This is a genomic window from Paenibacillus sp. plas6, assembly GCF_057221655.1.
Window position 1 is genome coordinate 3,738,789 of sequence record NZ_CM170151.1, and the last position, 14,518, is coordinate 3,753,306.

At 40.0% G+C, this 14,518-nt stretch carries 14 protein-coding genes and 1 other annotated feature; all 14 genes read left to right on the forward strand.

Features of this window, described 5'->3' with window-relative positions; genetic code table 11:
* Positions 1-23: 23 nt before the first annotated feature.
* The 14 genes from AC2TDL_RS16435 to AC2TDL_RS16500 all read left to right on the forward strand — a co-directional run bounded on the left by AC2TDL_RS16435 (position 24) and on the right by AC2TDL_RS16500 (position 14,448).
* Entirely contained in the window at positions 24-1,124 is a 1,101-nt protein-coding gene (locus tag AC2TDL_RS16435) for an FtsW/RodA/SpoVE family cell cycle protein (RefSeq protein ID WP_484701243.1), read from the forward strand.
* Positions 1,125-1,271: 147 nt separating this feature from the next.
* A complete protein-coding gene (locus AC2TDL_RS16440; RefSeq protein ID WP_484697142.1) occupies positions 1,272-1,982 on the forward strand; it encodes a peptidoglycan DD-metalloendopeptidase family protein in 711 nt (236 codons plus the stop codon).
* Positions 1,975-2,850, forward strand: coding sequence for a M50 family metallopeptidase (locus tag AC2TDL_RS16445; RefSeq protein ID WP_484697143.1), 876 nt, complete (start codon positions 1,975-1,977; stop codon positions 2,848-2,850). The genes AC2TDL_RS16440 and AC2TDL_RS16445 overlap by 8 nt, the downstream gene beginning before the upstream one ends.
* A gap of 35 nt (positions 2,851-2,885) precedes the next feature.
* Positions 2,886-4,097 (forward strand): Rne/Rng family ribonuclease, encoded by a 1,212-nt coding sequence (locus AC2TDL_RS16450; protein WP_484697144.1) that lies wholly within the window; start codon positions 2,886-2,888, stop codon positions 4,095-4,097.
* A gap of 48 nt (positions 4,098-4,145) precedes the next feature.
* Positions 4,146-4,219, forward strand: a sequence feature (ribosomal protein L21 leader region).
* Between the two features lie 15 nt (positions 4,220-4,234).
* Complete coding sequence (rplU, locus tag AC2TDL_RS16455) at positions 4,235-4,546, forward strand: 50S ribosomal protein L21 (RefSeq protein WP_484697145.1); 312 nt, start codon at positions 4,235-4,237, stop codon at positions 4,544-4,546.
* A gap of 12 nt (positions 4,547-4,558) precedes the next feature.
* The gene (locus tag AC2TDL_RS16460; RefSeq protein WP_484697146.1) at positions 4,559-4,903 is read left to right on the forward strand and encodes a ribosomal-processing cysteine protease Prp; all 345 of its coding nucleotides are present in this window, start codon (positions 4,559-4,561) and stop codon (positions 4,901-4,903) included.
* A gap of 16 nt (positions 4,904-4,919) precedes the next feature.
* Positions 4,920-5,228 carry a 50S ribosomal protein L27 gene (rpmA, locus tag AC2TDL_RS16465; RefSeq protein WP_484697147.1) on the forward strand — a complete coding sequence of 103 codons (309 nt, stop codon included), beginning with the start codon at positions 4,920-4,922 and terminating at the stop codon, positions 5,226-5,228.
* A 91-nt stretch (positions 5,229-5,319) separates the two neighbouring features.
* Positions 5,320-6,051: a Spo0B domain-containing protein gene (locus tag AC2TDL_RS16470; protein ID WP_484697148.1), complete on the forward strand. Its 732-nt coding sequence runs from the start codon at positions 5,320-5,322 to the stop codon at positions 6,049-6,051.
* 13 nt (positions 6,052-6,064) lie between these two features.
* On the forward strand, positions 6,065-7,408 hold the full coding sequence (obgE, locus tag AC2TDL_RS16475) for a GTPase ObgE (protein ID WP_484697149.1): 1,344 nt from the start codon (positions 6,065-6,067) through the stop codon (positions 7,406-7,408).
* A 154-nt stretch (positions 7,409-7,562) separates the two neighbouring features.
* Entirely contained in the window at positions 7,563-8,000 is a 438-nt protein-coding gene (locus AC2TDL_RS16480) for an ACT domain-containing protein (RefSeq protein ID WP_484697150.1), read from the forward strand.
* Positions 8,001-8,073: 73 nt separating this feature from the next.
* A complete protein-coding gene (locus AC2TDL_RS16485) occupies positions 8,074-9,360 on the forward strand; it encodes a homoserine dehydrogenase (protein ID WP_484697151.1) in 1,287 nt (428 codons plus the stop codon).
* A gap of 5 nt (positions 9,361-9,365) precedes the next feature.
* On the forward strand, positions 9,366-10,343 hold the full coding sequence (thrB, locus tag AC2TDL_RS16490; protein WP_484697152.1) for a homoserine kinase: 978 nt from the start codon (positions 9,366-9,368) through the stop codon (positions 10,341-10,343).
* Positions 10,344-10,345: 2 nt separating this feature from the next.
* Positions 10,346-11,230 carry a prephenate dehydratase gene (gene pheA, locus AC2TDL_RS16495; protein ID WP_484701245.1) on the forward strand — a complete coding sequence of 295 codons (885 nt, stop codon included), beginning with the start codon at positions 10,346-10,348 and terminating at the stop codon, positions 11,228-11,230.
* A gap of 275 nt (positions 11,231-11,505) precedes the next feature.
* Positions 11,506-14,448 carry a LysM peptidoglycan-binding domain-containing protein gene (locus AC2TDL_RS16500; RefSeq protein ID WP_484697153.1) on the forward strand — a complete coding sequence of 981 codons (2,943 nt, stop codon included), beginning with the start codon at positions 11,506-11,508 and terminating at the stop codon, positions 14,446-14,448.
* Positions 14,449-14,518: the final 70 nt, after the last annotated feature.

The following is a 14,518-nucleotide window of genomic DNA, read 5'->3' on the forward strand; positions in this document are numbered from 1 at the left end:
TAGACTGGGTTATCGTTTTTATAATGGTAGCACTTATGTTTATCAGTTATTTTATTATTCATAGTGCAACATCTCACACGATACTGTACGCTGGGTTTGAAAAAACTCAGCTTAAGTATTATTGTTTTGGCTTTGTCGTCATGTTTATGATGGTCTTTATTAACTATCGCTTCTTATTAAATTTCTGGTGGCTGTTATATGCGATTAGCATCATATCACTGGTGCTAATATTGTTAATTGGCTCTGAAGTAAATGGCGCACAAGGTTGGTTTAAGTTTGGCGGCCTCTCCGTACAGCCAGCTGAGATTGTAAAAGTATTTCTCATTATCGGAATTGCTTATTTATTAGGTAAACGGCAGGGTGAGCCTCTTAATTTTGTTAGAGATATTTTGCCGATCGGCTTGTTTTCAATTGTTCCATTTGGTTTAGTTATGGCACAGCCTGACCTAGGTAATGCGATTATTTATTTCGTAATTGTAATTGGTATGTTATGGATGGGTAATGTAAAGTACTGGCATACGTTGATTGGAATTGGGATAATGGTTGGCGCAATCGCGTTATTTTTATTCCTGTTTACCAATTTTAATGATGAAATAAAGCAGTTTTTTGATGACCATAATAAGTCGCACTGGTATCAACGGATAAATACATTTGTTCATCCTGAGCAAGCGTCTTATGATGCAAGATTGCAATCTGAAAACTCCCAGGAAGCTATAGGCTCTGGTGGACTTTCAGGACAAGGGTATTTAAAGGGAACTATGAAAAATGGCGGCTTTATACCTTATATGTATTCTGATTCGATTTTTGTCGTTATCGGTGAGGAATTTGGTTTTCAAGGGGCAGCGGTGTTGCTCTTACTTTATTTCTTCCTTATCTATAGGATGATTATTGTCGCATACAGCTGTAAGGATAGGCGAGCAGCTTATATAATTGTTGGGATTGTTTCGATGTTTGTGTTCCAAATATTCCAGAACATTGGAATGTCAATTGGTATTATGCCTATAACAGGGATTACACTGCCGTTTATCAGTTATGGCGGTACATCGCTAATGATTAACATGTTTTCCATCGGTTTAGTTTTTAGTATTCGTGCACATCAGCAGATGTATGAAATTGAAGATTAAGAAAAGAGTCTACAGGATGCTTTTATAAGCTCTAGTAGTCTCTTTTTTTATTGTTCCTAAGATTTAACTGATTCTTGTTTCGGCATACTTGTCCTTAATGTTTCATATGGATAAATATAAAGCATATGTGATGGAGTTGATTCGGTCATGAAAGAAAATGAGCGTGATCCTGAAAAGCTATGGAAACAAGAAAAAAACCGTTGGAATGAACCAGGCTTGGAGGAACATTATGTAGATGAACATGAAAAACGAAACGTTTTTAGTTTTTTTCAACATTTCAAAATACAAGCTATTTTGGCTGTGCTTATTTTTATCGTTATGTTCATTGGTTCACAGGTAGAGCATCCTTATATTATAAAGGCAAAAAATTGGATTCGAAATGAGTTATCTTATTCCATTGATTTTGTTGCGTTAGCAGTATGGTATGAAGAACGATTTGAAGGCTCTCCCTCGTTTATTCCTCGCTTTGGCAACAAAAGTGAATTGGCGCTAGCTAATCAATCAGCCTATGTTAATGCCTCTCCGCTAAAGCAAGGAGTACTGTTAAGAGCGTTTGCCGACTTATTAAATGGTATTGAAATCGTTGGTGATAAAGGGGCAGAGGTATACGCAATAGAAAAAGGCAGAATAATCCTTGTGCCGCAGAAAAATAGCGTCGTTATTCAGCATGCTAATGATCGAATGTCGATATATTCTCGTTTAAGCGAAGTCAATGTAGAAAGTGGAGATTGGGTTGAAGCTGGAACAGTTATTGGCCGACTTGCCCCAATAGAGGGTGAAGACTACAGCGTGCTTTTCCTTGCCATTAAGCAAGGAGATCAATATATTGATCCGTTGGAAGTGATTACACTTGAATAAATGGCGGCAAATAAAGTGGAGTTTGCACCCTCTTTTTGTAATCATCTTATTGCTTTCAGCACTTACAGGCTATTTTATTGAATTAGTAACGTTATTTTGCATTGTGCTAATGCATGAGCTAGGTCATGTGTTTATGGCGCATGCCTTAGGCTGGAAGGTAAGTGCGGTCAAACTGTTGCCATTTGGTGGAGTTGTTGAGGTAGAGGAAGCCGCAGGCGGTTCAGCTTATGAGGAAATGCTTGTAGCGATAGCGGGACCTTTGCAAAATGTATTTATGCTTCTAATTGCATATTGCTTAAGGGAAATTGACTGGTGGTCTGACGAGTGGACAGGCTATTTCATAGTGGCGAATTTATGGATTCTTCTCTTTAATCTGCTTCCAATTATGCCGCTAGATGGAGGGAAAATTGTTCAAGCACTGATGAGTGTTAGCTTAAGTTATTATACGACCTTGCTTTGGTCAGCAAGAATTAGTGTCGTATGCAGTATTGGGATTATTGTTTATGCCGTGCTGCCATTTATTTTACAAGCTAAAGGGATTCGCCTTAATGAATTGATGATCGGAATTTTTTTATTTTATTCAAATTTAATGATGCTGCGTCATCTTCCTTTTCTATTTTATCGATTTCTGCTCAAGCGATATAGTAGTATTAATGAGAACGTAAAGCAAAAGGTATTTCCGATTTTAGCTCCAACTCATTTATCATTGTATGAAGCCATTAAGCGTTATCGTCGAAATCGGCGAAATGTGTTATGTGTTGTTGATTCGCTTGAGCAGCCATATTCATTATTACCGGAGCAAACGGTATTGCTGCATTATGTAAAAGACTTTGATGTAAATCGTGCAGTTGGTGATATTTTAAGTTAAAATAGAAGCAACAAGATTTAGGCGGTGACAAAACGATGAAGCATTTGCTTATTCATATGGATGAAGAGCATACGCAAGCTGCGGTAGTAAGTGATGGTAAGCTGACAGATTTTTTGGTTGAGCAAACGAAAGAACGCAGCTTGGTTGGCAATATTTACAAAGGGATTATTAAAAATGTTTTGCCCGGTATGCAGGCTGCATTCATAGATATTGGATTGACGAAAAACGCGTTTATTTACGTTGATGATTTACTCGATCCAAACATGGATAAGCATCCAGAGCAAAAACCGACGATCACACAGCTAGTGTCTCCAGGCCAGGAATTAATCGTACAAGTTGTCAAGGATGCGCTAGGAAACAAAGGAGCGCGAGTGACGACTCATTTTAATCTTGCAGGTCGCTGGATAGTTTACATGCCTAAAGCAGACTATATTGGTGTTTCAAAAAAGTTAACTGACGACCAAGAGCGAGAGCGATTGAAAGGAATCGCTGAGCGGATATTATGTTCACCTGAAGGAATTATTATGCGAACGGCTGCAATAGGTGAATCAGAGGAAGCTTTGCAGAGCGATCTGTCTCATTTACGAAAGCTATGGTCAAATATTATAACGAGAGCAGAAACGATGAAAAGCCCATGTCTATTACATAGTGAGGAAAAGCTGCTGCACCGCGTTTTTCGTGATTTTTATTCCACTGAAATTTCAGAAATTGCAGTTAGCTCTAAGGAGCTTGAAGCAGAAGTACGGATGATTGTAAAGCTTATTTCTCCTCAGCATATGCCAACGATTCGTTGCTTTATGCAGCCTCGTAATTCTGTTATTTCGCAGTTTGGGATTGATCGACAGCTATTGCAAGCATTTGAACGGCGAATTCCATTAGATAGCGGCGGATATATTGTTTGGGAAGAAACAGAGGCACTGACTGTCATTGATGTAAATACAGGTAAATTTGTCGGCAATCAAGATTTAGAGGAAACATTGTTTCAAACAAATCAAGAGGCAGCTGACCTTATCGCTCGACTGCTACGGATTCGTGATACTGGTGGAATGATTATTATAGATTTTATTGATATGGAATTAGAAGAGAATCGTTCAAAAATATATAAGCAGCTCGTTCAGGCGGTGAAGTCTGATGTGGCTAAATGTGTAGTTTTTGGTTGGACAAGACTTGGATTAATGGAGCTTACGCGCAAAAAAACTCGTGATAGTTACACTGCAAAGTATTTGCATGAAATAGAGTTGATGTAGTAAACAGCTTATGATATAATGTTTGGGTATGTTATTCTTTATAGGATAATACAGGTACCGCACTAATCGGGTTTAAGTACAGCATTTGCTGTCACCTTGACTAGGCGAGTCTTCGAAAATTAAGGAGGTGCACCGTAATGTTCGCAATTATTCAAACTGGTGGTAAACAGTACAAAGTTCAAGAAGGAGATGTACTTTACATCGAAAAACTTGAAGTTCAAGAAGGCGAGAGTGTTGTTTTCGACCAAGTTCTAGCTGTATCTGGCAGCAACGGTTTTGTAGCTGGTACTCCAACAGTATCTGGCGCTAAAGTGACTGCAACTGTTGAAAAACATGGTAAAGGTCAAAAAATCATTGTTTACAAATACAAAGCGAAAAAGAACTACCGTCGTAAGCAAGGTCATCGTCAACCGTACACTAAAGTAACAATTAGCAAAATTGAAGCTTAATTTGGAGCGGCAATGATTAAAGTTACTATTGTGCGCGATGACAAAAGCAATCGCATCGTATCATTTGCCATTGAAGGACATGCCAATTTTGCGAAACGTGGTAAAGACATTGTCTGTGCAGGTGTATCTGCTGTATCTGTCGGTACAGTAAATGCGATTGAAGCGTTGGCGGGAGTTGAGCTTCCGGTCAAAATGAAGAATGGTTGGTTATCTTCGCAGATTCCAAGCATTTCTGATGTTGATTCTGATCAGAAGGTACAGCTATTGCTAGAGTCTATGATCGTAAGTCTCGATACAATCGCTCAATCATACGGAAATCATGTAGTGGTACATGATGTTAATTTAACAGAACGATAAGAAGGAGGGACACTAGATGTTGAAATTAAATCTTCAGTTGTTCGCATCCAAAAAAGGTGTAGGTTCTACTAAGAACGGTCGTGATTCGCACTCTAAGCGTCTTGGCGCTAAACGTGCAGACGGTCAATTAGTAACTGGCGGAAGCATCTTGTACCGTCAACGTGGTACAAAAATTCATCCAGGAACGAACGTTGGCATCGGTAAAGATGACACACTTTATGCTAAAATTGATGGCGTGGTGAAATTCGAGCGTTTGGGTCGTGATCGTAAAAAAGTTAGCGTGTACCCAGTTGAATTGGCACCAGTTGCCGCAACAGAAGCTTAATAAAACAGTAGCCCCTTCCATAACGTGTGGTCGGGGCTATTTTTTAATTATACAAAGAATAAGCAAGCCGTTTCCGAAAGGTTGATTATAGATGAATAGTTGGTTGAAATGGCGGCTTTGGCTTTGGCTTTCTGCAATTATACCTACACTACTAGTCATCTTATTGCCAGGCTATAGCTGGATCAATCTGTTGGCATTGCTATGGGTGGCATTGCTTGGCTTCATTGATGTCACTACACAGCGTCAACATCATAAACAGCAATTAACTTCTACAATCTCTTCTACACATAAGCAATGGATTACAATAATGAATCATCATCGACATGATTGGATGAACGATTTACAGGTGCTTTTTGGCTATGCCCGCTTAGGTAAACAAGCTCAAGTTATTGAATATGTCGAACGGATAAAGGGAAAAATGCTAGCGGACAGCAATATTTCGAAGTTAGGCGAACCGCATTTGGTTAGTTTTCTCTATGGTTTCCGCTGTAATAGCGGTGGCTTGCAATTGGATGTAAGCTTTCACGGCGATGACGGACAATCCTTTGTAACAATAAATGACGAAAATATAGGACAGCTGATTATTGAGCTTTTGGCGGCATATCGCTTATATGCTAGCAAGGATAGTTTAGATGATCAATTGCTTAAATTGATAATAATGAAGCAGCAAGATGGACTACATATTCGTTTTATATACGAGGGCAGCTTGAGCAATGAGATGGTTTGGCGGCAAAAAGTAACACAACTAGTAGATAGTAGTAATGCGCATTTTTGTGAGCCATTGACAGCTCAGTTGCTAGAGATACAACTAACTACGACATGAACGGAGGCAAGATATGTTTGTCGATAAGGCAAAAATATTTGTAAAGGGCGGCGATGGTGGCGATGGTTTAATATCGTTCCGTCGCGAGAAATACGTGGAAAATGGAGGTCCATACGGCGGTGATGGCGGTAAAGGCGGAGACTTAATTTTTCGCGTTGATGAAGGCCTGCGTACACTTATGGACTTTCGATATCAGAAGCATTTTAAAGCTGCAAAAGGCGAACGTGGTAAAGTTAAAGGGATGCATGGTGCATCCGCTGAGGATATGATTGTTCGTGTTCCTCCAGGTACTGTCGTTACCGATGAGGCAACTGGAGAGATTTTGGCGGATTTAACGCGTCATGGTCAAGAAGTTGTTATTGCTAAGGGAGGACGCGGAGGTCGAGGCAATATGCGTTTTGCCACGCCTACTAATCCAGCTCCGTATATTGCAGAAAATGGAGAGCCAGGTGAAGAACGCTGGGTTATTTTAGAATTAAAAGTTATGGCAGACGTTGGTTTAGTTGGGTTTCCAAGTGTTGGAAAATCCACACTGCTTTCCGTAGTCTCTGGAGCTAGACCCAAAATAGGGGCGTATCATTTTACAACAATTACTCCTAATCTTGGTGTAGTTGATGTTGGAGATGGACGCAGCTTTGTAATGGCTGATTTGCCAGGTTTAATTGAAGGTGCACATGAAGGCGTAGGGCTTGGACATGAGTTTTTGCGCCACGTTGAACGGACTAAGGTTATTATCCATGTCGTGGATATGGCTGCGACAGATGGACGTGATCCATTTGATGATTGGATTAAAATTAATAACGAATTGCGTTTATATAATGCAAAGCTCGCAGATCGACCGCAGATTATCGCAGTTAATAAAATGGATATGCCTGAAGCTAAAGAAAATCTTCCGATCTTTTTACAGAAGTTAAAAGAATATGATAAAGCTCATGAGCATATTATTATGCCAATTTCTTCGCTTACGAAGGAAGGCATCAATGAGCTCATTTATAAGGCGGCTGACGTGCTTGATGAGGTTGAGAAGCAGCTTGCTGAAGAGGAAGAGCAAACAATTGCTAGCACAGAGCAAACAGAACGTAAAGTATTCAAATATGAAAGTTCTAAAAAAGAAGAGCGCTTTAAAATTTCTCGCCTAAATGAAGACTATGTTATTGAAAGTGAAGAAATTGAACGTTATATGCAACGCTTTAATTTAACAAGCTATGATTCAATGATGCGATTTGCCCGTATGCTTCGTAAGATGGGCGTAGATGAAGCGCTGCGCAAAAAGGGAGCACGTGATGGGGATACTGTCCATATCGGTGATTTTACATTTGAGTTTTTTGAGGGCTCTGATTATTACCCATATGAATAAAGTCTGTTCGTTATTTTAATAAATACAAAAGGACGATTCGTGGAGAATAGATCTGCAATCGTCTTTTTTATTTCTCTGCCTATTGCTTATTAAAGAGAATTTCGATATAATGTCCACTATAAGTGAACAGATGTCTTTTCTGGGAGGACAAAAAATGACGACTCGATTCTATGTCGTCCGTGAGGATATTTTACCTGAAGCGATCGTTAAGACGATTCAAGTAAAAGAGATATTAAAGAGCGGCAAAGCGCAAACGATTAATGAAGCCGTTGAACAAGTAGGGTTAAGTCGTAGCGCATTTTATAAATATAAAGACAGGGTGTACGAGTTGACCGAAATTGCTAAAGAGCATATCGTAACGATTGCTATGGACTTGGAGCATCGGTCTGGGGTATTATCCAATGTTTTAGCGATTATTGCAGTCCATGAAGGTAATGTACTAACGATGAATCAGAGCATTCCATTACAAGGCTATGCAAATGTTGTGTTGTCTGTAGATGTATCAAATCTTAAAATGGAGCTTGAGCCTTTTGTTGATCTGTTGAAGGAACAATCAGGGGTAAGACAAGCAAAAGTCATTGCTCAAGGGTAAGGCAGCTATCATTGCTATCTGCCAATTCGCTTTTGCAAATTAGGTAGAGCATAAAATGTTAGGAGAGATAGAGATGAAGCCAATTAAAGTTGGTTTGCTTGGATTAGGAACTGTCGGTACTGGTGTAGTACGTATTATTGAAAATCATCAGGATGATTTGCATAACCAAATCGGCAGTGCAGTTAAAATTGAAAAAATTGTTGTATCGAATTTAAATAAGCAACGCAATATTTCTGTTGATGCCAGCAAGTTGACGGATGATGCTTGGGAAGTTATTCGTCATCCAGAAATTGACGTCATTATTGAAGTCATGGGTGGAACAACAGTAACTAAAGACTATATTGTTGAAGCATTGAAGCTTGGTAAACATGTTGTAACAGCGAACAAAGATCTGATCGCGCTCTATGGCGGTGAACTATTAGCTCTTGCTCAGCAGTACGGCTCTGATATATATTATGAAGCAAGTGTTGCGGGAGGCATCCCTATTTTACGTACACTTGTAGACGGGTTTTCATCCGATCGAATTACAAAAATAATGGGGATTGTAAACGGAACAACGAATTATATATTAAGCAAAATGTCGCAGGAAGGAGCTTCCTATGCTGAAGTGCTTAAAGAAGCTCAGCAGCTCGGTTATGCTGAAGCCGATCCAACAAGTGATGTGGAGGGCTTAGATGCTGCTCGCAAAATGACGATTCTTGCGCGACTTGGCTTTCATACTCATGTGGAGCTGTCCGATGTATCCGTACAAGGGATTACTGGCGTAACGAAGGAAGATATTCAATATGCGAAGCGCCTCGGCTATCAATTAAAGCTGCTTGGTATTGCTGAATGTGATGAAAATCAAATAAGCGTATCGGTTCAGCCGACGATGGTAAAGGAATCTCACCCAATCGCCTCTGTAAACGGCGTATTTAATGCTGTGCTCGTTACTGGTGAAGCAGTAGGTGAAACAATGTTCTATGGCGCAGGCGCTGGTGAACTGCCAACGGCAACTTCAGTGGTAGCTGATCTAGTAGCAATTTGTAAAAATATGAAGCTGGGTATTAGCGGAAAACGAGTAAATTCTGCTTTTAAACAAACGGTTCTAAAAACAGAGGAACAAATTTCCTCTAAATATTTCTTATTGCTTGAAGTTGCAGATCGAGCAGGTGTTTTGGCGCAAATTACTCAAGAGCTTGCCAAATACGAAATTAGTTTGGAATCCGTTTTACAGCAAGCAAATCCTGCTGATAATACAGCGGAAATCATTATTATTACGCATGATGCTAGTAAAGCAGCGATGAATAGTCTATTAGCAAGCTTTAAAAATTTAGAAGTAATTCGACAAGTAAAAAGCGTATATCGAGTAGAAGGATAGTTGACATGAACAAAATTATGAATGGAACAGTAGTTGTAAAAGTACCTGCAAGTACAGCCAATCTTGGTCCGGGCTTTGATGCTCTTGGCATGGCTTTATCGTTATATTCATGGCTTGAATTATCTGTAGCAGACACAACCGAAGTAGAATTGTTTGGCGATAATTTAGTAGGTTTGCCAACAGATTCAAGTAATTTAGTATACAAAGTAGCACAGGAAGTGTTTAAGAAGGGGGGACTGTCTGAACAGCCGCTTAAAATTAGAATGTATAGTGACGCTCCATTAACAAGAGGATTAGGCAGTAGTGCTTCGGCTATTGTCGGAGCGTTAGTTGCTGCTAATGAAATGCTAGGCAACGTATTTGCTCAGGAAGAGCTTTTCCGTATGGCAACGGAGCTTGAAGGACATCCCGATAATGTTGGAGCCTCTTTATTTGGTGGAATTATTGTATCGTCTTGGGATGGCAAGCAAGCTCCATATGTTAAAATAACACCACCGCAAGCTTTAGAAACCATTGTCATTATTCCAGATTTTCAACTTTCTACAGAAAAAGCAAGAGGTGCTTTGCCAGAGCAATATTCTAAGCAAGATGTTGTATTCAATATTGGACGGAGTTCACTTTTAGTAGCAGCATTAGCTAGCGGCAACCTATCTTTAATTTCAACAGCAATGCAGGATCGTATTCATCAGCCTTATCGCGCTTCGCTTATTCCAGGTATGAGCGATATTTTACAGAACGCAACTAGCTATGGAGCGCTAGGTGCTGCGTTAAGTGGTGCAGGACCAACATTAATCGCATTTATAGATAGCCAAACTAAAAAAGATGGGTTGGTGCAATATATGCTTGATTCAATGAGCAATCATGGTATTGCTGCGAAAACGATGCATCTTGCTCCAGATCATTTTGGTGCCCGTATTATTTACCGTGAGGAACAGGCTCAGCAAGACCTGCCATTTATGGAGTTAGTTAAAGGGGACGTGTAATGATGGTTACAGTAGCGTTACTACCAGCAGGAACGGTATCAGATGAAGCAGCAAAGCTTTTCTTTAAGCATGAAAATGTACAATATAAGTATCATCGTTTAATTTCTGATGTGTTTTTATCTACTGCAAATAATGAAAGTCAATACTCGGTTATTCCAATTGAAAATACAATTGACGGTTCAGTATCGTTGCATATGGATTGGTTAATTCATGAAGTAGAATTGCCAATCCAGGCGGAGTGGGTTTACCCATCAATCCAAAATTTCATTGGTCGCAAATCAGAAATTGTAAATGAGCAAGGTGAGATAGACTATTCTCGTGTAAAAAAAATCTATAGCCATCCAGTTGCAATGTCTCAATGTATGAAGTTTATCCGAGAGCATATGCCTAATGCAGTGCGTGAGCATGTAAATAGCACTGCTGAATCGGTTCGTATCGTTAAAGATAGTCCAGGTGAAGGTGTTTTTGCGATCGGTACAAGAATTGCAGCAATGAATAATGGCTTGGATGTGTTGGTAGAGTCAGTTACTGACCACGATAATAACTATACTCGTTTTTTTTTAGTTGGTAATGAGCCGTATTTTTGTAAAGGTGAACCATCACAAATTCGCACTAGCATTTTAGTAACACTGCCAGAAGATTATCCTGGTGCGCTGCATCAAGTGCTTTCGGCATTCGCTTGGCGCAGACTTAATTTATCACGTATTGAATCTAGACCAACGAAGAAGAAGTTAGGCAGTTATCATTTTTATATCGAGATTAAGCATTCGCTTACTGAAGCGTTAATGCAGCATGCACTTGAAGAGATTAATGCGATTGGCTGTCATGTGCGTGTGCTTGGCAGCTACCCGTGCTATACATATGAGCAATTAGTTGCTAAGGAGTAAGCATCAGATAAGTAAGCTCATCAATCGTTAATAATGGAAATATGATAAGCCGGTCTGTTGTAAGATAGAAGGTTTAGAATATCAGCTAGGCAGTTGATGTTCTGAGCCTTCTTTTTTTACTTTGAGAATCGTTTTGCAATAAATGGAAGAGCATATATCTTTAAAGTTTTTTTATAATTTTTAGTGACGACTGCCCACTTCCTGCATAGGATGTATAGACTAAATACGGCAATAGCCCGTATCAGAAGTACATTTTTGTTAGGAGGAGTCATTAGGTGAAGATACACATCATTAAGCAGGGCGACACCTTATATCATCTTGCTCAAAAATATCATGTTACTGTTAATGAGCTAATGAGCCTAAATCCAGGAATTGATCCACAAAACCTGCAAGTAGGTATGAAAATTAAAATTCCGTCCTCATCGACAGGACATCATGGCCATCACGGTGGAGCAGCACATCACAATATTATACATCAGCATGTTGTAAAATCAGGTGATACTCTCTGGAAATTATCCCAAGAGTGGGGAGTTTCACTTTCTGAATTGATTGCTGTTAATGGACATTTGAAAAATCCAAATGTGCTCATGGTCGGGGAAATTGTAAATATCCCTAAAAAATCAGGACATTCACACTCAACTGGCACGGTATCTGCGCAAGCTACATCAGTTCCGTCATTGTTTACTTCAGAGCAAGCTACGTTTCCATCAATAGGCTCTGTAATCGAACAATTAGTGCCGGGATTTGAAATTTATACTGTTGTTGAAGGTGATACATTATCTGGTATCGCAAGCAACTATGGCATAACGCTGGATCAACTACTTGCCCTAAATCCTAGTGTAGGTGATCCTACACAACTGCAAATTGGCACTAAACTATTAGTTCCAAAACCTGGAGCAACTTCAGCTACTCCAATTGCTGAAGCTGGCATTACACAAAGTTATACTATACAGCCAGGAGATACATTGTGGAAGCTATCTCAAGCATGGAATGTTTCAATGGATGCTATTGTCGCAGCCAATAGTCAGCTTACGAATCCAGATCAATTAACTCCAGGTCAAGTTATTAATGTACCTCACAATTTAAGTGGTGGATTAACAGCTCAAGCTGGAACGAATCCGAACATTATTACAACTGGAAAGAAAAACACTGGTGTAATTGCAAAAAGTGACACTAATATTAAAGGAACGGCAGTAACACCAATTAAAGTGCAAGTTACACCAACTGCTCCAGCGAAACAAGAAGTTCAACCGTCTAAGGTACAGGCACAAGCAACAAAACCCGAAGTAAAAGATACTAAGCTACAGGCGCAAGCAGCAAAACCTGAAGTAAAGGATACTAAGGTACAGGCGCAAGCAGCAAAACCTGAAGTAAAAGACACGAAATTGCAGCCGCAAGCAACGAAAGTTGAGGCTCAAGCAAATAAAGTGATGCCACAAGCAACGAAAGTTGAGGCTCAAGCAAATAAAGTGATGCCACAAGCAACGAAAGTTGAGGCTCAAGCAAATAAGGTAATGCCACAAGCAACGAAAGTTGAAGCTCAAGCAAATAAGGTAATGCCGCAAGCAACGAAAGTTGAAGCTCAAGCAAATAAGGTGATGCCGCAAGCAACGAAAGTTGAAGCTCAAGCAAATAAGGTAATGCCGCAAGCAACGAAAGTTGAAGCTCAAGCAAACAAAGTGATGCCGCAAGCAACAAAAGTAGAAGCTCAAAGTACAAAGATACAGCCACAAGCAATTTCTAACAACATAGCGCCAAACTCCAATAATGTAGCACCGCTATCGAACAACGTAGCGCCGTTATCAAATAAAGTGGCTCCGTATTCGAATAATGTAGCGCCATTATCCAACAAAGTGGCTCCGTATTCGAATAATGTAGCGCCATTATCCAACAAAGTGGCTCCGTATTCGAATAATGTAGCGCCGTTATCCAACAATGCGGCTCCGTACTCAAATAGCGTAGCACCATATTCCAATAAAATCGCACCGCAAGCAACAAAAGCAGAGTCGGCAAATAAATTTATGCCGCAAGCATCAAAAGCAGAGTCAGCTAATAAATTTATGTCACAGGCGACTTCGAATAATGTAGCACCGCTATCGAACAACGTAGCGCCATACTCGAATAACGTAGCGCCATACTCCAATAATGTAGCACCGCTATCGAACAACGTAGCACCATACTCGAATAACGTAGCACCGCTATCGAACAACGTAGCACCATACTCGAATAACGTAGCACCGCTATCGAACAACGTAGCACCATACTCGAATAACGTAGCACCGCTATCGAACAACGTAGCGCCATACTCGAATAACGTAGCACCGCTATCGAACAACGTAGCGCCATACTCCAATAATGTAGCACCACTATCAAACAACGTAGCGCCATACTCCAATAATGTAGCACCGCTATCAAACAATGTAGCGCCATACTCGAATAACGTAGCACCGCTATCAAACAATGTAGCGCCTTACTCGAATAATGTAGCACCAACTGCAAAAGTAGAGTCAGCAAATAAAATAATGCCACAAAGTACAGCAAATAAAGTTGCTCCAGTGACAACAAAGGTTCAAGCAGTGGCAAAAGGAAACACAGCAACTGCCAATAAGGTTGCCGGAAATGATAAGTTTGCATATGCAGGCTATAAGCCGTTACCAACAGAGTTAGAAAGCAATGCATATAAATCAAATGTTAGTCCAGTATATGGCAATGCATCTGCAAACACAACAGCAAATGCAACTGCTTATACAACAGCTTATGCATCTAATAATGCTGCAGTTTACCCAACTCAAAGTAATCCTCATTATTTTGGATATGGCAACCAAGGATACGGAAATGGAGTTTATCCAAATCAAGCAAATTGGGGATATGTACAGCCGCAAACATTACCAGCAAATAATGCACCTGGAGGATGGAATATGCCATTTGTGGCACAATCAGCAATGTATCCGCCAACTTATATAGCTCCTCATGCTAATTATTATCAACCTTGGCAGGCAGATTGTGGATGTGGAGGTAATCAAGCCTACACCATGAATCAGTCAGCAGGAAAATTCGCAGGAATGAATGAATCTGCCAACAAATTTGCCGCATCGAATCAGGCTGCTTCAAAAATTTCTCCTGCAGCAAAAGGAAAACGCAGTGGAAAAAAGGTTAATATTACAGTAGCAAAAAAGCAAAAACCATCGAAGCAAAGTAAACCATTGCTAAAAATTTAGCATATAGTAGGATGCAGGAGGGGAGGTATTTCTGTTTAGCGGAATACTTCCCTTCTTTTATAGCTAATAT